The sequence below is a fragment of the Streptomyces sp. NPDC015345 genome, assembly GCF_043078805.1.
Lineage (GTDB): Bacteria > Actinomycetota > Actinomycetes > Streptomycetales > Streptomycetaceae > Streptomyces.
This window is the reverse complement of sequence record NZ_JBIBTX010000003.1, coordinates 837,798-856,773: the sequence shown is the minus strand read 5'-3', so window position 1 is coordinate 856,773 and position 18,976 is coordinate 837,798. Positions and strand designations below refer to the sequence as shown.

The window sequence follows — 18,976 nt, the reverse complement described above, 5'->3', positions numbered from 1 at the left end:
CTATCGACAGCTGTCGCTGCAGGACCGACCACCTCCCGTAGGAGTTATAGATGCCCCCCAAGGGTCGTCAGGGCGCTGCCAAGAAGGTGCGCCGCAAGGAAAAGAAGAACGTCGCTCACGGGCACGCTCACATCAAGAGCACGTTCAACAACACGATCGTGTCCATCACGGACCCGACCGGCAACGTGATCTCGTGGGCCTCCGCCGGCCACGTCGGCTTCAAGGGCTCGCGCAAGTCCACGCCGTTCGCCGCGCAGATGGCCGCCGAGTCGGCTGCCCGTCGCGCGCAGGAGCACGGCATGCGCAAGGTCGACGTCTTCGTCAAGGGCCCGGGTTCCGGTCGCGAGACCGCCATCCGTTCGCTCCAGGCGACCGGCCTTGAGGTCGGCTCGATCCAGGACGTGACGCCCACGCCGCACAACGGCTGCCGTCCGCCCAAGCGCCGCCGCGTCTGACGCACGGTATTTCTTGAGGTTTCGGGCGGTACGGCTCTTCGGAGGCGTGCCGCCCGTACCCTTGTAGTGAATTCAGGGCATCAAATAGTGGGTGCCCCTGACTGAAGGATCGCAACATGCTGATTGCTCAGCGTCCCTCGTTGACCGAAGAGGTCGTCGACGAATTCCGCTCCCGGTTCGTGATCGAGCCGCTGGAGCCGGGCTTCGGCTACACCCTCGGCAACTCCCTGCGTCGTACGCTCCTCTCGTCGATCCCCGGCGCTGCTGTCACCAGCATCCGCATCGACGGTGTCCTGCACGAGTTCACCACCGTGCCGGGCGTCAAGGAGGACGTCACCGACCTGATCCTCAACATCAAGCAGCTGGTCGTGTCCAGCGAGCACGACGAGCCCGTCGTCATGTACCTGCGCAAGCAGGGTCCGGGCCTGGTCACCGCCGCTGACATCGCCCCGCCGGCCGGTGTCGAGGTCCACAACCCCGACCTCGTCCTCGCCACGCTCAACGGCAAGGGCAAGCTGGAGATGGAGCTGACCGTCGAGCGCGGTCGCGGCTACGTCTCCGCCGTGCAGAACAAGCAGGTCGGCCAGGAGATCGGTCGTATCCCGGTCGACTCCATCTACTCCCCGGTGCTCAAGGTCACGTACAAGGTCGAGGCGACCCGTGTCGAGCAGCGCACCGACTTCGACAAGCTGATCGTCGACGTCGAGACCAAGCAGGCCATGCGTCCGCGTGACGCCATGGCGTCGGCCGGCAAGACCCTGGTCGAGCTGTTCGGTCTGGCGCGCGAGCTCAACATCGACGCCGAGGGCATCGACATGGGCCCGTCCCCGACGGACGCCGCCCTGGCCGCCGATCTGGCGCTGCCGATCGAGGAGCTGGAGCTCACCGTTCGGTCGTACAACTGCCTCAAGCGCGAGGGCATCCACTCGGTGGGCGAGCTCGTGGCCCGCTCCGAGGCGGACCTGCTCGACATTCGCAACTTCGGTGCGAAGTCGATCGACGAGGTCAAGATGAAGCTGAACGGCATGGGTCTCGCGCTGAAGGACTCGCCTCCCGGCTTCGACCCGACCGCCGCCGCCGACGCCTTTGGGGCGGACGACGACGCGGACGCCGGGTTCGTCGAGACCGAGCAGTACTAAGAGCTCGGGACTGACGGTTTGATTTTGGCTGCGCGTGCGTTGTGGTTGCTCGCGCAGTTCCCCGCGCCCCTATCGGGGCGCGGCCGCTGACTCCGGTACCTGATACGGCCGGGGCAGATCACTAGGAGAAACACCATGCCGAAGCCTGCCAAGGGTGCCCGTCTGGGCGGCAGCGCCGCGCACGAGAAGCTTCTGCTGGCGAACCTCGCCAAGCAGCTCTTCGAGTACGGCCGCATCACCACCACCGAGGCGAAGGCCCGTCGCCTGCGTCCGTACGCGGAGCGTCTGGTCACCAAGGCGAAGAAGGGTGACCTTCACAACCGCCGCCAGGTGCTGTCCGTCATCACCGACAAGAGCATCGTGCACACGCTCTTCACGGAGATCGGCCCGCGCTACGAGAACCGCCCGGGTGGCTACACCCGTATCACCAAGATCGGTAACCGTCGTGGCGACAACGCGCCCATGGCGATCATCGAGCTGGTGGAGGCCCTGACCGTGGCCCAGGAGGCCACCGGTGAGGCCGAGGCCGCGACGAAGCGCGCGGTCAAGGAAGACAGCCTCAAGAAGGACGACGCCGTCGAGGCCAAGTCCGACGAGGCCGCCGAGGCTCCGGCCGAGGAGTCGAAGGACGCGTAAGCGTTCTGCCGGGGGCTGTGCGTCTTCGGCTGCGGGCTCGTCGTGGCTGGTCGCGCAGTTCCCCGCGCCCCTTCGGGGCGATGCGGGTCCGTCCCTTGTCAGGGGCGGGCCCGCTTTTTGTTGCCTGAAAGGATCCACGAGTGAGTGACGAAGTAGAGCCCGGGTTCGTGCGGGTGCGGCTGGACCTGTCGTACGACGGCAAGGGCTTCTCCGGCTGGGCCAAGCAGCGTGACGGGCAGCGGACCGTCCAGGGGGAGATCGAGGCCGCGCTGCGGACCGTCACGCGCTCCCAGGAGACGTACGAGCTGACCGTCGCGGGCCGGACCGACAGCGGAGTGCACGCGCGGGGGCAGGTCGCGCACGTCGATCTGCCCGAGGCCGTGTGGGAGGAGCACCGCGAGAAGCTGCTGCGGCGGCTCGCGGGGCGGCTGCCGCACGACGTGCGGGTGTGGAAGGTCGCCGAGGCGCCCGCGGGGTTCAACGCGCGCTTCTCGGCCGTGTGGCGGCGGTACGCCTACCGCGTGACCGACCACCCCGGTGGCGTCGACCCGCTGCTGCGCGGTCATGTGCTGTGGCACGACTGGGAGTTGGACCTCGACGCCATGAACGCCGCCGCCGAGCATCTGATCGGCGAGCACGACTTCGCCGCCTACTGCAAGCGGCGTGAGGGGGCCACCACCATCCGTACGCTCCAGGAGCTGCAGTGGGAGCGGCGGCCCGACGGGATCCTCGAGGCGACCGTCCGCGCCGACGCCTTCTGCCACAACATGGTGCGTTCGCTCGTCGGCGCCATGCTCTTCGTGGGGGACGGGCACCGGCCCGTGGAGTGGCCGGGGAAGGTGCTTCAGGCGCGCGTGCGGGACTCGGCGGTGCACGTCGTGCGGCCGCACGGGCTCACGCTGGAGGAAGTCGGCTATCCCGCCGACGAGTTGCTCGCCGCGCGCAGCAAGGAAGCGCGCAACAAGCGGACGCTGCCCGGCGCCGGCTGCTGCTGAGCCGGGGCCGGGGGAGCCGGTCGCTACTGCGGGGCGGCGGCCGCGGCCGATGCCTGGGCCTCGCCCCGCTGGTTGATCCGCTGGAAGGCGAAGCGGGCCAGGGTGTCGCCGGCGGCGTAGGCCTTGCTGTCGCCCGTCGTCACGTTCTTGCCGTTGGTGTAGCCCGTGGTGGTGAAGTACGCGTAGCGGCCGTACGCGTTGTACGTCCCGCGGCACACCCCGGTCTGGCAGAAGCCCGGCACGCCCTTGCCCGGCAATGCGGTGACCAGGCCCTTCTTCACCTCGTCCTTGACCTTCGCGGCCTCGGCCGAGGTGTCGAAGACGGCGACGCCGATGGTGACCGCGACGCCGCCCTTGAGGTAGCTGACGCGGATCATGCGCGAGCAGTCGTGCTTGGTGAGGATCGCGCCGAGGGCGGGCTGGGTGACGGACGCGCAGCTCTTGGTGTCGGCCGTCGCGCCCTTCTTGTAGACCGTCTCGCCCGAGGTGAACGTCTTGCCCGGGAAGAGGCCCTCGGGGGTGAGCGGCGCCTTGTCCTTCTTGGCGCTGGAGATGAAGTCCTTGGGGTTCGGCGGGGGCGGCGGCGTCGTCTCCTTGAAGGTCGGGCCGGGGTCGTCGCTCGCCCCGGGGATGTCCGCCGTCGCAGGCAGCTCACTGGCCGGCTTGTTCGAGGCGGTGGCGTCGTCGCTGTTCGCGGAGACGACGGTGATCGCCACGGCCGCCGCGATGCCGATCGTGGCGAGCGCGCCGCCGCCGATCATCAGCCATTTGCGGCGCCGTGTGCGCGCCTCGGAGGCTTCGGCGAGCGCCGCCCAGTCGGGCGTGGGTCCGCCGCCGGGTCCGCCCGTTCCGCCCGGACCCCACTGAGGTCCCCCTTGCCCAAAGCTCATGGGGCGCATCTTAGACGGGGAGTTGGGGATGTTGAGGCGGGGTCGCGTGGGGTTCCCGGCCTAGCCTGAGCCGTATGAATACGGGCAAATCGGCGGTAAGCGGATGGTTGTTGCGGCCTTCCGGATGGCATGTCCGGGCCGTGCTCGCTCTGGTGCTGCTCGCAGGGGCCGTCCGGGTGGGGCTGCGGTCGCCCGACGGCGGCATGGACAACGCCATCGTGGTGCGGGCCGCCGAGGCGTGGATCCACGGGCGCTCGCCCTACGCCGACCGGCACTTCCTCTATCTGCCCGCGGCCGTCCTCGCGGCGGTGCCGCAGGCCCTGCTGCCCGCCGGGGTGGTGCGCTTCCTGGTGCCCGCGGGCGTCACCGCGGGCCTCGTCACCGGCTGGCTGTGCGCGCTGCGGCTGTACGACGTGCCGTGGCGCAGCCGGTTCGCCGCGTACGGCCTGCTGGGGCTCGCGCTCGGCTTCACGCCCTTCGGGCACCTGATCGCGCTCGGCAACTGGACGGTGGCCTCCGCGGCGGCGCTGCCGTTCGCCCTGCTGCTCGTGTGCCGCGGGCGGTGGACCGCGGCCGGGCTCGTCATCGGCGCCGCCGTCGCCGTGAAGCCGCTGCTCGCGCCGGTCGTGCTCCTCTTCGTCTTCGCGGGGCGGTGGCGGGCGCTCGGGGCGGCGGTCGCGGTCCCGGTGGCGGCGTCGCTGGGGGCCGCGCTGGTGATGCCGGACCCCGCCGGGTTCTTCACGCGGACGCTGCCCTTCCTGCTGCGCGGCGACGACGCCTTCGTACGGCTCTACGAGGCGTCGCCCGCGGCGGTCCTCGCGCGGGTCGGGGTGCCGCAGTCGGGGGCGGCGCTGCTCGCGGGGTGCGCCGCCGGTGCCGGGGTGTGGTGCGCCTGGCGGCGGTGGGGGAGAGGGGACGAGGGGCCGGCCCGGGTGGTGGAGTGCGCCACGATGCTGATGCTCTCGGCCTTTCTCGTCTCCCGGCCCTCCTACGACCACTACCTCCTCGTCGTGCTGCCGCTGCTGCTCGCGGGGGTGCTGACGGCGGGGGCGCCGGGGCGCGGCCCGTGGTTCTGGGTGGCGCTGGTCCCGCAGGTGCCCGGCTTCACGTGGCCCTGGCTGGAGCCGATGACGCGGCGGGCCTTCAAGGACGCGGCGACGCTGTGTCTGCTCGCGGCCACGGTCGGGTGGGCGTGTGCGGCGGGGGCGCTGCGCGGTCGGTGCGGGGTGGAGCGGGCGGGCGGTTACCCTGATGAGTACAGACCTGTCCGTGATGTGTGAGTCGCCGGTGCCGGTCTTCAGGCCGCGTTTTGACCGGTACGGGGCGGCGCAGGTACTCTCGGACATTGATACGTATTGGTGTCCTCGATCTCACGCGAAAGGGCCCTTACGTAGGTTCCCTGGAGCAGTTACCAGTGGCTCGCATACGGGCAGCGTCCCCGGCATTGTGGGCCCCAGCTGCATGATCGCTTCCTGGGTGCCGTGTGTCTGGACCCCATCCACTGAAGAAGCGAAGGCTACTAAGTGCGTACGTACAGCCCCAAGCCCGGCGATGTGACCCGCCAGTGGCACGTCATCGACGCCCGGGACATCGTCCTGGGCCGTCTGGCGACCACCGCTGCCACCCTCCTGCGCGGCAAGCACAAGCCGATCTACGCCCCCCACGTTGACACCGGTGACTTCGTCATCATCATCAACGCGGAGAAGGTGCACCTCTCCGGCAACAAGAAGACCCAGAAGATGGCGTACCGCCACTCCGGTTACCCGGGTGGTCTGCGTTCCGTCCGCTACGACGAGCTGCTCGCCAAGAGCCCCGAGAAGGCCGTTGAGAAGGCCGTCAAGGGCATGCTCCCCAAGAACACCCTGGGCCGTCAGATGCTCTCGAAGCTGAAGGTCTACGCGGGCGACCAGCACCCGCACGGCGCTCAGCAGCCGGTCCCGTTCGAGATCACCCAGGTCGCGCAGTAGTTCCGGCCACCCCCAAAGACGAAAAGAAATCTGAGGAGAATCGTGGCCGAGACCACCGTTGAGCAGCCGGTCGAAGAGACCGAGATCGCTGACGTCGAGCAGTACACCACCGAGTCCGAGGTCCCCGTCGAGGGCGAGTACACCTCGGAGTCGAACGCCGCGCGCTTCGGCGACCCGCAGCCGGCCGCCGGCCTGGGCCGTCGCAAGAACGCCATCGCCCGCGTCCGGATCGTCCCGGGCACCGGCAAGTGGAAGGTCAACGGGCGCACGCTCGAGGACTACTTCCCGAACAAGGTCCACCAGCAGGAAGTCAACGAGCCCTTCAAGGTGCTCGAGCTCGACAACCGCTACGACGTCATCGCCCGCATCTCGGGTGGCGGCGTCTCCGGTCAGGCCGGTGCGCTCCGTCTCGGTGTCGCCCGTGCGCTGAACGAGGCCGACGTCGACAACAACCGCGGCGCCCTGAAGAAGGCCGGTTACCTCAAGCGTGACGACCGTGCGGTCGAGCGCAAGAAGGCCGGTCTCAAGAAGGCCCGCAAGGCCCCGCAGTACAGCAAGCGCTAATCGCTGCCTGCTTGGCCTGCTTGTACTTTTCGTTCGCCCCGGCGGCACATCCTGTGCTTGCCGGGGCGTTCGTCTATCAAGAACAATCGTTCGGAGGACAGCAGTGGGACGACTCTTCGGCACGGACGGCGTGCGCGGTGTCGCCAACGCGGATCTGACGGCCGAGCTCGCGCTCGGACTCTCCGTGGCGGCGGCGCACGTACTGGCCGAGGTGGGCACCTTTGAAGGCCATCGCCCGGTGGCGGTGGTCGGGCGGGACCCGCGCGCGTCCGGGGAGTTCCTGGAGGCCGCTGTGGTCGCCGGCCTCGCGAGCGCGGGCGTGGACGTCCTGCGCGTCGGTGTGCTGCCCACCCCCGCGGTGGCGCATCTCACCGGTGCGCTGGGCGCCGACCTCGGCGTGATGCTCTCCGCCAGTCACAACGCCATGCCCGACAACGGCATCAAGTTCTTCGCCCGCGGCGGCCACAAGCTCGCCGACGAGCTGGAGGACCGCATCGAGGCCGAGTACGACGAGCAGTTCGTGCACCGCACCGCAGCTCCCTGGCAGCGGCCCACCGGCGCCGGCGTCGGCCGCGTCAAGTCGTACGACCAGGGGCTCGACCAGTACATCGCGCACCTGCTCGGCGTCCTGCCCAACCGCCTCGACGGACTGAAGATCGTCCTCGACGAGGCGCACGGCGCCGCCGCCCGCGTCTCGCCCGAGGCGTTCACGCGCGCCGGTGCCGAGATCGTCACCATCGGCGCGCAGCCCGACGGACTGAACATCAACGACGGCTGCGGCTCCACCCACCTGGACCTGCTCAAGGCCGCCGTCGTCGAGCACAAGGCCGACCTCGGCATCGCGCACGACGGCGACGCCGACCGCTGCCTGGCCGTGGACCACACCGGCGCCGAGGTCGACGGCGACCAGATCCTCGCCGTGCTCGCCCTCGCCATGCGCGAGCACGGCACGCTGCGTCACGACACCGTTGTCGCCACCGTCATGTCGAACCTCGGCTTCAAGCTCGCCATGGAGGGGCAGGGCCTCTCGCTGGTGCAGACCGCCGTCGGCGACCGGTACGTCCTTGAGTCGATGAAGGAGCACGGCTTCGCCCTCGGCGGCGAGCAGTCCGGGCACGTCATCATCCTCGACCACGCCACCACCGGCGACGGCACGCTGACCGGGCTGCTGCTCGCGGCGCGAGTCGCCGAGACCGGCCGTACGCTGGCCGACCTCGCCGGTGTCATGGAGCGCCTGCCGCAGGTCCTCATCAACGTGCCGGACGTCGACAAGTCGCGCGTGAAGACCTCCGCCGAGCTCGCCACCGCCGTCGCCGACGCCGAGCGCGAGCTGGGCTCCACGGGGCGGGTGCTGCTGCGGCCCTCCGGGACGGAGCCGCTGGTGCGGGTCATGGTCGAGGCCGCCGACATCGAGCAGGCGCGGTCCGTGGCCGAGCGGCTCGCGGACTCGGTGAAGTCCGCGCTGGGCTAGGCGCGCCGGGGCTTGGCGGTACGGTCGCGCTGCGTGGCCCAGAGCGCCTTCTGGGCCAGCAGCGTGAGCGTACCGGCGAGGACGATGCCGAGCAGGTTCAGCAGGAGCTGCTCGGTGGAGCCCCACGCCTGTTTGTACTCGCTGTAGCTGAAGGCGACCGCGGCGTTCGCCGCCGCGGGGACCGTCGTCACGGAGATCGCCACGCCCACCAGGGCGCCCGACTTCGCCGACGTGAGGGAGAGCGTGCCCGCCGCGCCCGCGAGGACCGCCACGACGAACGAGAACCAGTCGGGGCGGTAGATGAAGTTCGTGTTCGGCCGCTCCGCCTTCAGGGCCTCGTGGGTGAACAGGTCCGTGGCGTCCATGAAGTAGCTGAAGCCGACCGTCACCACCATCGCCACCAGGAAGCCCACCAGCAGCGCGATCAGTGAGCGCAGCGCCAGCCTCGGCGCTCGCCGCACCAGGGCCGTGCAGAAGCCGGCGAGCGGGCCGAACTCCGGTCCGACGGCCATCGCGCCCACGATCAGGATCGCGTTGTCGAGCACGACGCCGCAGGCCGCGATCATCGTGGCGAGCGTGATGAACGCGACGTACGTGATCGAGAGCGTCGACTCCTCGTGCGTCGCGTCGGACAGCTGCTCCCACAGGACCGCGTCCGCCGCCTCGCCCGGCGCCTCGTGCTCCGCCTTGTCGGCGCGGTCGGAGAGGGAGAGGTCGATGTTCTCCACCGCGATCGACCCGCACTTGTCGAGGTCCAGCGCGCGCAGGCCGCCGATCAGCTCGTCGCCCGCCTCGCGTGCGACGTCGCACATGATCACGTCGCCCTTGGGGCTGCGGGCGGCGCCGGGCACCACGGCCAGGTGCGTGGTGCCCGTCGTCGCCTCGATCAGGCGCAGCACGTCGTCGGTTTTGTCCGCGGGGGAGATCAGGCGTAGGTGCAGCATGTGCGCAGGGTAGTCGGGCGGGGCGTGTGTCCCTTCAGAGTTTGCGCAGGCTCAGGCGCTGCACCTTGTGGTCGGGGCCCTTGCGGACCACCAGGGCGGCGCGGCCCCGGGTGGGCGCCACGTTCTCCAGCAGGTTCGGCTTGTTGATCGTGCGCCAGGTCGTGCGGGCGTAGTCCAGGGCCTCCTCCTCCGACACCTGCGTGTACTTGCGGAAGTACGAGGACGGGTTCTGGAAGGCCGTGTCGCGCAGCTTCCTGAAGCGGTTCAGGTACCAGCGCTCGATGTCCTCGGTGCGGGCGTCGACGTACACGCTGAAGTCGAAGTAGTCCGCGAGGCCCACGCGGGTGCGGCCGTCCTTGCCGGGGAGGGCGGGCTGAAGGACGTTCAGGCCCTCCACGATGAGGATGTCGGGGCGGCGGACGGTGAGGCGTTTGCCCGGGATGATGTCGTAGATCAGGTGGGAGTAGACCGGGGCCGTGACCTCCTGCTTGCCCGCCTTGATGTCCGCCACGAAGCGGGTGAGGGCGCGGCGGTCGTACGACTCGGGGAAGCCCTTGCGGGACATAAGGCCGCGTGCTTCGAGTTCCTTGGTGGGGAGGAGGAAGCCGTCGGTCGTGACCAGCTCCACGCGGGGGTGCTCCGGCCAGCGGGAGAGCAGGGCCTGGAGGAGGCGGGCGACGGTTGACTTGCCGACGGCCACGGAGCCGGCGACCCCTATGACGAAGGGGGTGCCGGACTGGGATCGCTTTTCGCCGAGGAAGGTGTTGAGGGCGCCGCGGAGGCCGTCCGTCGCTCCCACGTAGAGGTTCAGGAGGCGGGAGAGCGGGAGGTAGATGTCGCGGACCTCGTCCAGGTCGATGACGTCACCGAGGCCGCGCAGCTTCTCCACCTCCTCCGCCGTCAGGGGCAGGGGCGTTTTCTCCCGCAGAGCGCTCCACTCGGCGCGGGTCAGGTCGAGGTAGGGAGTCGCCTCCGGTTTGTGCCGGTGGGCGCTCCGCTGCGCCTTGTCTGGCGCGGAGACCGAAGAGATCACAGTCCATTGTTACGGCTGTTTGAACGGCCGTGGGGCGGGGCGTGTGGTGGGGTGTGTCACGCTGACCCGGTGTTTTTCGGGCGATTTCTGGGGTGAGTGGGCCTGTGATTATCGGGGTCGGCATCGACGTGGCCGAGATCGAGCGGTTCGGGGCGGCGTTGGCCCGGACGCCGGGGATGGCCCAACGGCTGTTCCTGGAGAGCGAGTTGTTGCTGCCGAGTGGGGAGCGGCGGGGGGTGGCCTCGCTGGCGGCGCGGTTCGCGGCGAAGGAGGCCTTGGCGAAGGCGTTGGGGGCGCCGGGGGGGCTTCGGTGGACCGATGCCGAGGTGTATGTCGAGGGGAGTGGGCAGCCTCGGGTGCGGGTGCGGGGGACTGTGGCGGCGCGGGCTGCGGAGTTGGGGGTGCGGGCCTGGCATGTGTCGCTCAGCCATGATGCGGGGGTTGCTTCCGCGGTGGTGATCGCTGAGGGGTAGGTGGGGGTTGGAGCGGGGCGCCTGCGGTTCGTCTTGGGGCGGGGCGCCTGCGGTGCGTCTTGGACCGGGGCGCCCTGCGGTTCGTCTTGGACCGGGGCGCCTTGGGTTCGTCTTGGGGGCGGGGCCACGGGGGTATGTCCGTGCTCGCCATCTTGGTCTTGGGGCCTTGTTGCTTCGGGGGCCTTATGACCACCACTGTGCTCCGCGCGCACATACCCCCGTGGCCCCTCCGGTGCGTTCGCGGGTGCGGGATGTCGTCGGGTTCGCGGCTCGCTGGTGGGGGACACTCACGGGCATGCGTGGTGCGTACGGTGTGGAGACTGTCAGGGCGGCGGAGCTTGAGCTCATGGCGCGGGGGCCCGCCGGGGCCTTGATGCAGCGGGCCGCGGCGGGGCTTGCCGCCGAGTGTGCGCAGTTGCTCGGCAAGGTGTACGGCTCCCGGGTCACGCTGCTGGTGGGCAGCGGGGACAACGGTGGGGACGCCCTGTACGCCGGGGCTCGGCTGGCCCGGCGGGGGGCGGGTGTGAGCGCGGTGCTGCTGGCTCCGGAGCGGGCCCATGCCGGAGGGCTCGCCGCGTTGCGGGGCGCCGGGGGTGTGGTCGTGGACGGTGGTGCCGACCGGGCGCAGGACGTGGTCGCGCGGGCCCGGCTGGTCGTGGACGGCATCGTGGGGATCGGGGGGCGCGGCGGGCTCCGGGAGCGGGCGGCCGAGCTTGTCGCCGCCGCCGCGCGGGACGCGTTGGTCGTCGCCGTGGATCTGCCGAGCGGCGTCGACGCGGACACCGGCGAGGTGCACGGCGAGGCGGTGCGGGCCGATGTGACGGTGACGTTCGGGGCGTACAAGCCGGGGCTGTTGATCGATCCCGGGCGGGAGTATGCGGGAGCGGTGCGGCTTGTCGACATCGGGCTGGAGCCGGCTTCCGGGGAGCGGGTGTTGGAGGCGTTGCAGTACGCGGATGTCGCGGGGCTGCTGCCGCTGCCGAGGGGGGAGAGCGACAAGTACCGGCGCGGGGTCGTCGGCATCGTCGCCGGTTCCGCGCGGTATCCCGGCGCCGCCGTGCTCTGCGTGGCCGGGGCGCTGCGCGGGGGCGCGGGCGCGGTGCGGTACGTGGGGCCCGCCGCGGACGCCGTCATCGCGCGGTTCCCCGAGGCGCTGGTCTCCGCCGGGCCGCCGTCGAAGGCGGGGCGGGTGCAGGCCTGGGTCGTGGGGCCCGGCCTCGGTGACGACGAGGAGCGGCTGCGGGACGCGGTCGGCGCCGAGGTGCCGGTCCTGATCGACGCCGACGGGCTGCGGCTGGTGGCGGAGCGGGCGGTGCGGGAGCGCCGCGCGCCCACGCTGCTCACACCGCACGCCGGGGAGGCCGCCGCCCTGCTCGGTGTGCGGCGTGAGGAGGTGGAGGCGGGCCGGCTCTCCGCGGTGCGGGAACTGGCGGGGCGGTTCGGCGCGACCGTTCTGCTCAAGGGGTCCACCACCCTGGTCGGCTCGGCCGAGGGCGCCGTGCGCGTCAACGCCACCGGCACGCCCTGGCTCGCCACCGCGGGCAGCGGCGACGTCCTGTCCGGCCTCGCGGGCTCCCTGCTCGCCGCGGGCCTCGGGGCGCGGGACGCGGGGTCCGTCGGCGCCTACCTGCACGGCCTCGCCGCCCGGCACGCCGCGGACGGGGCGCCCGTGGCCGCGCAGGACGTGGCCGACGCGATCCCCGCGGCCTGGCGGGACGTGCGGCGCCCCGGCTGACCGGTTGCGATGGGGTGGCGTGGGCGGGCTCGTGTTCTTGGGCTCGTCGTGGGTCTCGGTGGCATGCGGCGGGTGCGGCGCGCGAGTGGGGTGGTCCGGTCGGCCGGCTCCAGCAGGTGGCCCGGGTGCCGTATCGGTCGGGGCGTGCGGGGTGTAGCCGGGGGGTTCGGGTCGGCTCCGCCTGACCGTGCCAGGCCCCGCCGTGCGGGCGGGGCTGTCGGTGCGCTCTGAGACACTGGTCCGCGATGAACGAGACAGCCCCTTTCCGTGTCCGCGCCGAGATCGACCTCGCCGCCCTCCGCGCCAACGTGCGCTCGCTGCGCGCTCGGGCGCCGGAAGCCGCCTTCATGGCCGTGGTGAAGGCCGACGGGTACGGCCACGGAGCTGTGCCCTGTGCCAGGGCCGCTGTCCAGGCGGGTGCCACGTGGATCGGTACCGCGACACCGGAGGAGGCCCTGGCCCTGCGTGCCGCTGGCCTGCCGGGGCGGATCATGTGCTGGCTGTGGACGCCCGGCGGCCCCTGGCGCGAGGGCGTCGAGGCCGACCTGGACATGGCGGTGAGCGCCCTGTGGGCGCTGCGCGAGGTGACGGCGGCGGCCCGCGAGGCGGGGCGCCCCGCGCGTATCCAGCTCAAGGCCGACACCGGCCTCGGGCGCAACGGCTGCATGCCGGCCGACTGGCCCGAGCTGATCGCCGAGTCCCTGCGCGCCGAGGCCGAGGGACTGGTCAGGGTCACCGGTCTCTGGTCGCACTTCGCGTGCGCCGACGAGCCGGGGCACCCCTCGATCGCCGCCCAGCTCACCGTCTTCCGGGAGATGGTCGCGTACGCCGAGGACCAGGGGATACGCCCCGAGGTGCGGCACATCGCCAACTCGCCGGCGACGCTCACGCTCCCGGAGGCCCACTTCGATCTCGTACGGGCGGGCATCGCGACGTACGGCGTCTCGCCGAGCCCCGAGGTGGGCACCCCCGAGGACTTCGGGCTGCGGCCCGTCATGACGCTCACCGCCTCGCTCGCCCACGTGAAGCGCGCCCCGGCCGGTCACGGCGTCAGCTACGGACATCACTACGTCACTCCGGGGGAGACGACCCTCGGCCTCATCCCGGCCGGGTACGGCGACGGCATCCCGCGCCACGCCTCCGGCACGGCCCCCGTGCTCGTCGGCGGCAAGTGGCGGACGGCCGCGGGCCGCGTGGCGATGGACCAGTTCGTGGTCGACCTCGGCGGGGACGAGCCCGAAGTGGGCGCCGAGGCCGTGCTGTTCGGGCCCGGCGGCCGGGGGGAGCCGACCGCGGAGGACTGGGCCCAGGCGGCGGGCACCATCGCGTACGAGATCGTCACCCGCATCGGATCGCGCGTCCCGCGGCTGTATGTGAATGAGCTGCCCGGCGCCGGAGAGATGTGAACGAGCAGTCCGACCACTGACTAGGAGCGGCACGTGAGCGAGAGCAGCACGGGGGCTGCCGCGGCGGAAGCGGTGACGGAAGTCGTGACGGAGGCCGCCGCCGTGGCGGGGAGCTGGCGCCGGGCCGGGGTGGCCGGCGCGGCGCTGGGTGTCATCGCCGCGGGCGCGGCCGCGGGCGTCGCCATAGAGCGGCTCACCGTCGGCCGGGGCATGCGCAAGAAGGCCCGCCTCGCCCTGGACGCCGCGGGGCCGTACGGCTCGCTGCGCGGCATGCCCGGCACGGCGTACGCGGACGACGGCACGGAGCTGGCCTACGAGGTCGAAGAGGTCGAGGACGCGCCGCGCGACGCGGTCACCGTCGTCTTCAGCCACGGCTACTGCCTGAACCAGGACTCCTGGCACTTCCAGCGCGCCGCCCTGCGCGGGGTGGTCCGGGCGGTCTACTGGGACCAGCGCAGCCACGCCCGTTCGGCCCGGGGCGTCGACCAGGTGGAGCGCGATGTGCCGGTCTCCATCGACCAGTTGGGGCGCGACCTGGAGGCCGTCATCGACGCGGCCGCCCCCGAGGGGCCGCTCGTCCTCGTCGGGCACTCCATGGGCGGCATGACGACCATGGCCCTGGCCGACCAGTTCCCGGAGCTGATTCGCGAGCGCGTCGTGGGCGTCGCCCTTGTCGGTACGTCCTCGGGGAAGCTCGGTCAGGTGAACTTCGGGCTGCCGGTGGCGGGGATGAACGCGGTCCGGCGGGTGCTGCCCGGCGTGCTGCGGGCGCTGGGCTCGCAGGCCGAGCTGGTGGAGCGCGGGCGGCGGGCCACCGCCGACCTCTTCGCCGGCGTCATCAAGCGCTACTCGTTCTCGCGCAGGGACGTCGACCCGGCGATCGCGCGCTTCGCGGAGCGGATGATCGAGTCGACGCCGATCGACGTCGTCGCGGAGTTCTACCCGGCCTTCGCCGAGCACGACAAGGCGGCGGCCCTGGCGCATTTCGAGGGGCTGCCGGTGCTGGTGCTCGCGGGCGAGAAGGACCTCGTCACGCCGAGCGAGCACAGCGAGGCGATCGCCGCGCTGCTGCCGGACGCCGAGCTGGTCCTGGTCCCGGACGCCGGGCACCTGGTCATGCTGGAGCACCCCGAGGTGGTCACGGACCGGCTCGCCGAGCTGCTGTCCAGGGCGGGCGCCGGTGGCCGGGCGGCAGCCGACGCGGGGTCCTCCAGCGGCTAACGTGGTCGGTATGGAAGCACCGCACCACCAGGCCCCCGCCAACGTACTCAAGATCACCGTCAACTCCCCCGAACAGATGGGCGAGTTGGGCCGCCGCCTGGCCAAACTGCTGCGCCCCGGCGACCTCGTCATGCTCAACGGCGAGCTCGGTGCCGGCAAGACCACGCTGACCCGCGGCCTCGGTGAGGGCCTCGGGGTGCGCGGCGCCGTCACCTCGCCGACCTTCGTCATCGCCCGCGTCCACCCGCCGCTCGGCGCGGGCCCCGCGCTGGTGCACGTCGACGCGTACCGCCTGGGCGGCGGTCTCGACGAGATGGAGGACCTGGACCTCGACGTCTCGCTCCCCGAATCGGTGATCGTCGTGGAGTGGGGCGAGGGCAAGGTCGAGGAGTTGACGGATGACCGGCTGCACGTCGTCATCCACCGGGCCGTCGGCGACACGACGGACGAGGTGCGCGAGGTGACCCTGACCGGGCTCGGCGAGCGGTGGGCCGGCGCGGATCTGGCGTCGCTCGCGGCCTAGGCGCGGCACGGACTCGTACGTTCACCCGAAGGTTCCGACAAGTCGTCGGCAAGATGTTGCGTCGCGTGCGTCGCGCGTGGTCACATGGACACCGGTACTGGTTAGGTCTACCTAACCACGTCTGCCCCCGGGAGCCCAGGAGGCATCCATGTCGGCTTCAGAACGTGACGCACAGCCGCAGCCGCACGGGCTGCCGGGACCTCTGGCCGTCTCGGACCCGGCGCACCTGTCGATGAGTGATCTGCTGGCTTCGTGCGCCGCCGCCACGGCCATCTCCACGCCGCCCAGGCATCCGGCGCCCGCCGGACGCAGGCCCGAGGTGGCTACGGAACGACGACGACCTTCTTGCTGATCGTCGCGAACTCCCACATCGCGTTGCCGTGCGCGCGCGACTCGCGGATGCCGCCGGTCTTCTTCGACGGGTCCGGCTTCGGCGTGGAGTTGTCGACCGCGGCGCTGAAGCCGACCGTGATGCCGTCGACGCTCGTGAACCGCACGACGTGCTCGATCGGCACGCCGTCCGTGCCGGTGACGGAGCCGGAGCGGGAGGTGACGGCGTACGTGCCCGGCGCCGGGTCGACCGTGCCCGGCGTCACCTTGAACGTGATCCGCGGGTTTCCCGAGGCCTCGACCAGCCAGACGCGGTCCGCGGCCAGGGAGTACACGACCCGCTCGCCCGCGCCGGACCGCGCCGGCACCGCCGTCGGGTCCGCCTTCTCCTCGGGGCTGCGCGGGGCGGACGCGCCGGGGGACTTCTCGGGACGCTTGCCGAGGTCCTCCGGCACGCTGGCCGAGGCCTGATAGGCGAGGAAGCCGACCGCGGCGACCGCGGCGGCGGTGAGCCCGGCCACAAATCCCGAGCTGCTCCTTGACACCTTGCGCCACCCACCTTTTCGTACTGCGACGACTATGAAGTGACGGTAGCAGGAAGGGCCCCTCATCCCGGGGCGGCCGTGCGGCGGGCGCCGGAGCCGTAGGCTGTTCGCGTGCTCTTGCTCGCTCTTGATACCGCAACGCCCGCCGTCACCGTCGCCCTGCACGACGGCTCCTCCGTCGTGGCCGAATCGAGCCAGGTGGACGCCCGCCGACACGGGGAACTGCTGCTTCCGGCCGTCGACCGCGTCCTCGCCGACGCCGGCCTGAGACTCGACGCCGTCACCGGCATCGTCGCCGGGGTCGGCCCCGGCCCCTACACCGGGCTGCGGGTCGGCCTGATGACCGCCGAGACGTTCGGCCTCGCGCTCGGCGTCCCCGTGCACGGCGTGTGCACGCTGGACGGCCTCGCGTACGCCTGTGGCATCGAGACCGGCCCGTTCGTGGTCGCCACCGACGCCCGGCGCAAGGAGGTCTACTGGGCGCGCTACGCCGACGCGCGCACGCGCGTGACCGACGCCGCCGTCGACCGGCCCGCGGACATCGCCGCCGAGGTCCAGGGCCTGCCCGCCGTCGGCGCGGGCGCGCTGCTCTACCCCGACACCTTCCCCGACGCCCGCGCCCCCGAGCACGTCTCGGCGGCGGCCCTCGCCTCCCTCGCCGCCGAGCGGCTCGCCGCGGGCGAGGAGCTCCTGGAGCCGAGGCCGCTGTACCTGCGCCGCCCCGACGCTCAGGTGCCGAAGAACTACAAGGTGGTCACTCCCCAGTGACCCAGGTGAACGCGGCCGCCGTGCTGCGCGAGATGCGCTGGTGGGACATCGACGCGGTGTTCGCCCTGGAGAAGGAACTCTTCCCGGACGACGCCTGGTCACGCGGCATGTTCTGGTCCGAGCTCGCCCACGCGCGCGGGCCGCTGGCCACCCGCCGCTATGTGGTGGCCATGGACGGCGACCGCCTCGTCGGATACGCGGGCCTCGCCGCCTCGGGCGACCTGGCGGACGTCCAGACCATCGCCGTCGCCCGCGACCACTGGGGCACCGGGCTCGGCGCCCGGCTGCTCACCGACCTGCTCCAGGCCGCCACCGCCTTCGAGTGCGCCGAGGTCATGCTGGAGGTGCGCGTCGACAATACGCGCGCACAGAAGCTGTACGAGCGCTTCGGCTTCGAACCCATCGGCTTCCGGCGCGGCTACTACCAACCGGGCAACGTGGACGCCCTGGTCATGCGTCGCACCGATCCCTCCACCCCCGTATCAGGCGTACAAGGAACCGAGATTCATGGCTGACTCGCGCGACGAACCCCTCGTCCTCGGCATCGAGACCTCCTGCGACGAAACCGGCGTCGGCATCGTCCGCGGCACCACCCTGCTCGCCGACGCCGTCGCCTCCAGCGTCGACGAGCACGCCCGCTTCGGCGGTGTCGTCCCCGAGGTCGCCTCCCGGGCGCACCTGGAGGCGATGGTGCCGACCATCGACCGCGCCCTGAAGGAAGCCGGGGTGAGCGCGAAGGACCTCGACGGCATCGCGGTGACCGCCGGGCCCGGCCTCGCGGGCGCGCTGCTCGTCGGCGTCTCGGCGGCCAAGGCGTACGCCTACGCGCTCGACAAGCCGCTGTACGGCGTCAACCACCTCGCCTCGCACATCTGTGTGGACCAGCTGGAGCACGGGCCGCTGCCCGAGCCGACCATGGCGCTCCTGGTCTCCGGCGGCCACTCCTCCCTGCTCCTGTCCGCCGACATCACCTCCGACGTGCGGCCGCTCGGCTCGACCATCGACGACGCGGCGGGCGAGGCCTTCGACAAGATCGCGCGGGTGCTGAACCTCGGCTTCCCGGGCGGCCCCGTCATCGACCGGTACGCGCGCGAGGGCGACCCGAACGCCATCACCTTCCCGCGCGGGCTCACCGGCCCGCGCGACCCCGCGTACGACTTCTCCTTCTCCGGCCTGAAGACGTCCGTCGCCCGCTGGATCGAGGCGAAGCGGGCCGCGGGCGAGGACGTGCCGGTGCGGGACGTGTCGGCGTCCTTCCAGGAGGCGGTCGTCGACGTGCTGACCCGCAAGGCCGTCCGCGCCTGCAAGGACGAGGGCGTCGACCACCTCATGATCGGCGGCGGTGTGGCCGCCAACTCGCGGCTGCGCGCCCTCGCCCAGGAGCGGTGCGAGAAGGCGGGCATCCGGCTGCGCGTGCCGCGGCCGAAGCTGTGCACGGACAACGGCGCGATGGTCGCCGCCCTCGGCGCGGAGATGGTGGCGCGCAACCGGTCGGCCTCGTCCCTCGACCTGTCGGCGGACTCGTCGCTGCCGGTGACGGAGCCGCACGTGCCGGGCCGCGGCCATGACCACGCGCACGACCACGATCACGTGCACGAGGTCAGCAAGGAGAACCTGTACTCGTGACCGTCGCGCTGATGTGGGAGGCGCGTGCCGCCGACGGGCGGGGCGAGGAACTGCTGGCATGGGCGCGGGAACAGCGGTTCGACGCCGCGCCGCTGCGGCGGGAGTACTTCCGCGCCCCGCAGGACCGCGTCCTCGTCATCACCTGGTGGGACGCCGCGTACGACGCCGACCTTCCGGAGCTGCCGGAACCGGCGCCGGAGTTGGTGACGCGCGCGGTGCACCGCTGGCGGTTCGAGTCGTTGGACGCGGGCTGAG

The 18,976-nt window shown here is 71.7% G+C and carries 21 protein-coding genes; 17 read left to right on the top strand and 4 right to left on the bottom strand.

All coding sequences use genetic code 11. The annotated features are described in order from the left end of the window. The first annotated feature begins 50 nt into the window (after nucleotides 1–50). The 4 genes from rpsK (at nucleotide 51) to truA (ending at nucleotide 3,225) form a co-directional block, all read left to right on the top strand. Complete coding sequence (gene rpsK / locus ACF062_RS16225; protein ID WP_003948617.1) at nucleotides 51–455, top strand: 30S ribosomal protein S11; 405 nt, start codon at nucleotides 51–53, stop codon at nucleotides 453–455. Nucleotides 456–571: 116 nt separating this feature from the next. Continuing rightward, on the top strand, nucleotides 572–1,594 hold the full coding sequence (locus ACF062_RS16220; protein WP_016645160.1) for a DNA-directed RNA polymerase subunit alpha: 1,023 nt from the start codon (nucleotides 572–574) through the stop codon (nucleotides 1,592–1,594). A gap of 135 nt (nucleotides 1,595–1,729) precedes the next feature. Further along, the gene (rplQ, locus tag ACF062_RS16215) at nucleotides 1,730–2,230 is read left to right on the top strand and encodes a 50S ribosomal protein L17 (protein ID WP_392138597.1); all 501 of its coding nucleotides are present in this window, start codon (nucleotides 1,730–1,732) and stop codon (nucleotides 2,228–2,230) included. Between the two features lie 140 nt (nucleotides 2,231–2,370). Next, entirely contained in the window at nucleotides 2,371–3,225 is an 855-nt protein-coding gene (gene truA, locus ACF062_RS16210) for a tRNA pseudouridine(38-40) synthase TruA (protein WP_392138595.1), read from the top strand. A gap of 23 nt (nucleotides 3,226–3,248) precedes the next feature. Here the strand turns inward: truA and ACF062_RS16205 are convergent, their stop codons facing one another. Next, nucleotides 3,249–4,115 carry a hypothetical protein gene (locus ACF062_RS16205; protein WP_392138593.1) on the bottom strand — a complete coding sequence of 289 codons (867 nt, stop codon included), beginning with the start codon at nucleotides 4,113–4,115 and terminating at the stop codon, nucleotides 3,249–3,251. Nucleotides 4,116–4,189: 74 nt separating this feature from the next. On the opposite strand from ACF062_RS16205, the gene ACF062_RS16200 reads away from it, so the two are divergent. The 4 genes from ACF062_RS16200 (at nucleotide 4,190) to glmM (ending at nucleotide 8,117) form a co-directional block, all read left to right on the top strand. Beyond that, entirely contained in the window at nucleotides 4,190–5,395 is a 1,206-nt protein-coding gene (locus tag ACF062_RS16200) for a glycosyltransferase family 87 protein (protein WP_392138591.1), read from the top strand. A 243-nt stretch (nucleotides 5,396–5,638) separates the two neighbouring features. Further along, nucleotides 5,639–6,082, top strand: a complete 444-nt coding sequence (gene rplM / locus ACF062_RS16195) for a 50S ribosomal protein L13 (protein WP_076684960.1) — start codon at nucleotides 5,639–5,641, stop codon at nucleotides 6,080–6,082. A gap of 42 nt (nucleotides 6,083–6,124) precedes the next feature. Next, the gene (gene rpsI, locus ACF062_RS16190; RefSeq protein ID WP_392138590.1) at nucleotides 6,125–6,646 is read left to right on the top strand and encodes a 30S ribosomal protein S9; all 522 of its coding nucleotides are present in this window, start codon (nucleotides 6,125–6,127) and stop codon (nucleotides 6,644–6,646) included. A 103-nt stretch (nucleotides 6,647–6,749) separates the two neighbouring features. Continuing rightward, a complete protein-coding gene (gene glmM, locus ACF062_RS16185) occupies nucleotides 6,750–8,117 on the top strand; it encodes a phosphoglucosamine mutase (protein ID WP_392138589.1) in 1,368 nt (455 codons plus the stop codon). On the opposite strand, the gene ACF062_RS16180 is transcribed toward glmM, so the two are convergent. Both ACF062_RS16180 and coaA read right to left on the bottom strand, forming a co-directional pair. Next, nucleotides 8,114–9,061, bottom strand: a complete 948-nt coding sequence (locus ACF062_RS16180; protein WP_392138588.1) for a DUF389 domain-containing protein — start codon at nucleotides 9,059–9,061, stop codon at nucleotides 8,114–8,116. The two genes, glmM and ACF062_RS16180, sit on opposite strands and share 4 nt — an antisense overlap. 34 nt (nucleotides 9,062–9,095) lie before the next feature. Continuing rightward, nucleotides 9,096–10,091, bottom strand: coding sequence for a type I pantothenate kinase (gene coaA, locus ACF062_RS16175; RefSeq protein WP_392138899.1), 996 nt, complete (start codon nucleotides 10,089–10,091; stop codon nucleotides 9,096–9,098). 107 nt (nucleotides 10,092–10,198) lie between these two features. Here coaA and ACF062_RS16170 point away from each other — a divergent pair, with 107 nt between their 5' ends. The 5 genes from ACF062_RS16170 to tsaE all read left to right on the top strand — a co-directional run bounded on the left by ACF062_RS16170 (nucleotide 10,199) and on the right by tsaE (nucleotide 15,452). Beyond that, the gene (locus tag ACF062_RS16170) at nucleotides 10,199–10,567 is read left to right on the top strand and encodes a holo-ACP synthase (protein ID WP_223776234.1); all 369 of its coding nucleotides are present in this window, start codon (nucleotides 10,199–10,201) and stop codon (nucleotides 10,565–10,567) included. 295 nt (nucleotides 10,568–10,862) lie between these two features. Continuing rightward, the gene (locus ACF062_RS16165) at nucleotides 10,863–12,302 is read left to right on the top strand and encodes an NAD(P)H-hydrate dehydratase (RefSeq protein WP_392138587.1); all 1,440 of its coding nucleotides are present in this window, start codon (nucleotides 10,863–10,865) and stop codon (nucleotides 12,300–12,302) included. A 245-nt stretch (nucleotides 12,303–12,547) separates the two neighbouring features. Further along, a complete protein-coding gene (gene alr / locus ACF062_RS16160; protein ID WP_392138586.1) occupies nucleotides 12,548–13,708 on the top strand; it encodes an alanine racemase in 1,161 nt (386 codons plus the stop codon). A gap of 33 nt (nucleotides 13,709–13,741) precedes the next feature. Next, nucleotides 13,742–14,929, top strand: coding sequence for an alpha/beta fold hydrolase (locus ACF062_RS16155; RefSeq protein ID WP_392138585.1), 1,188 nt, complete (start codon nucleotides 13,742–13,744; stop codon nucleotides 14,927–14,929). A 10-nt stretch (nucleotides 14,930–14,939) separates the two neighbouring features. After that, nucleotides 14,940–15,452, top strand: a complete 513-nt coding sequence (gene tsaE, locus ACF062_RS16150) for a tRNA (adenosine(37)-N6)-threonylcarbamoyltransferase complex ATPase subunit type 1 TsaE (RefSeq protein WP_392138584.1) — start codon at nucleotides 14,940–14,942, stop codon at nucleotides 15,450–15,452. A gap of 323 nt (nucleotides 15,453–15,775) precedes the next feature. On the opposite strand, the gene ACF062_RS16145 is transcribed toward tsaE, so the two are convergent. After that, complete coding sequence (locus ACF062_RS16145) at nucleotides 15,776–16,327, bottom strand: hypothetical protein (RefSeq protein WP_392138583.1); 552 nt, start codon at nucleotides 16,325–16,327, stop codon at nucleotides 15,776–15,778. Between the two features lie 111 nt (nucleotides 16,328–16,438). On the opposite strand from ACF062_RS16145, the gene tsaB reads away from it, so the two are divergent. From tsaB to ACF062_RS16125, 4 genes are read left to right on the top strand one after another with little or no spacing between them, the layout of a single operon-like run. Continuing rightward, nucleotides 16,439–17,095, top strand: coding sequence for a tRNA (adenosine(37)-N6)-threonylcarbamoyltransferase complex dimerization subunit type 1 TsaB (gene tsaB, locus ACF062_RS16140; protein WP_223776241.1), 657 nt, complete (start codon nucleotides 16,439–16,441; stop codon nucleotides 17,093–17,095). A gap of 32 nt (nucleotides 17,096–17,127) precedes the next feature. Then, nucleotides 17,128–17,610, top strand: a complete 483-nt coding sequence (gene rimI, locus ACF062_RS16135; protein WP_223779150.1) for a ribosomal protein S18-alanine N-acetyltransferase — start codon at nucleotides 17,128–17,130, stop codon at nucleotides 17,608–17,610. Beyond that, entirely contained in the window at nucleotides 17,603–18,721 is a 1,119-nt protein-coding gene (gene tsaD, locus ACF062_RS16130) for a tRNA (adenosine(37)-N6)-threonylcarbamoyltransferase complex transferase subunit TsaD (protein ID WP_392138582.1), read from the top strand. The genes rimI and tsaD overlap by 8 nt, the downstream gene beginning before the upstream one ends. Beyond that, nucleotides 18,718–18,975 carry a hypothetical protein gene (locus tag ACF062_RS16125; protein ID WP_392138581.1) on the top strand — a complete coding sequence of 86 codons (258 nt, stop codon included), beginning with the start codon at nucleotides 18,718–18,720 and terminating at the stop codon, nucleotides 18,973–18,975. The genes tsaD and ACF062_RS16125 overlap by 4 nt, the downstream gene beginning before the upstream one ends. The last annotated feature ends 1 nt before the right edge of the window (nucleotide 18,976 follow it).

Excerpts from the sequence above, each read along its gene's own strand:
- rpsK (WP_003948617.1), top strand. The coding sequence starts at position 51 with ATGCCCCCCAAGGGTCGTCAGGGCGCTGCCAAGAAGGTGCGCCGCAAG.
- ACF062_RS16220 (WP_016645160.1), top strand. The coding sequence starts at position 572 with ATGCTGATTGCTCAGCGTCCCTCGTTGACCGAAGAGGTCGTCGACGAA.
- rplQ (WP_392138597.1), top strand. The coding sequence starts at position 1,730 with ATGCCGAAGCCTGCCAAGGGTGCCCGTCTGGGCGGCAGCGCCGCGCAC.
- ACF062_RS16205 (WP_392138593.1), bottom strand. The coding sequence starts at position 4,115 with ATGAGCTTTGGGCAAGGGGGACCTCAGTGGGGTCCGGGCGGAACGGGC.
- ACF062_RS16200 (WP_392138591.1), top strand. The coding sequence starts at position 4,190 with ATGAATACGGGCAAATCGGCGGTAAGCGGATGGTTGTTGCGGCCTTCC.
- ACF062_RS16180 (WP_392138588.1), bottom strand. The coding sequence starts at position 9,061 with ATGCTGCACCTACGCCTGATCTCCCCCGCGGACAAAACCGACGACGTG.
- ACF062_RS16165 (WP_392138587.1), top strand. The coding sequence starts at position 10,863 with ATGCGTGGTGCGTACGGTGTGGAGACTGTCAGGGCGGCGGAGCTTGAG.
- alr (WP_392138586.1), top strand. The coding sequence starts at position 12,548 with ATGAACGAGACAGCCCCTTTCCGTGTCCGCGCCGAGATCGACCTCGCC.
- tsaE (WP_392138584.1), top strand. The coding sequence starts at position 14,940 with ATGGAAGCACCGCACCACCAGGCCCCCGCCAACGTACTCAAGATCACC.
- rimI (WP_223779150.1), top strand. The coding sequence starts at position 17,128 with ATGCGCTGGTGGGACATCGACGCGGTGTTCGCCCTGGAGAAGGAACTC.
- tsaD (WP_392138582.1), top strand. The coding sequence starts at position 17,603 with ATGGCTGACTCGCGCGACGAACCCCTCGTCCTCGGCATCGAGACCTCC.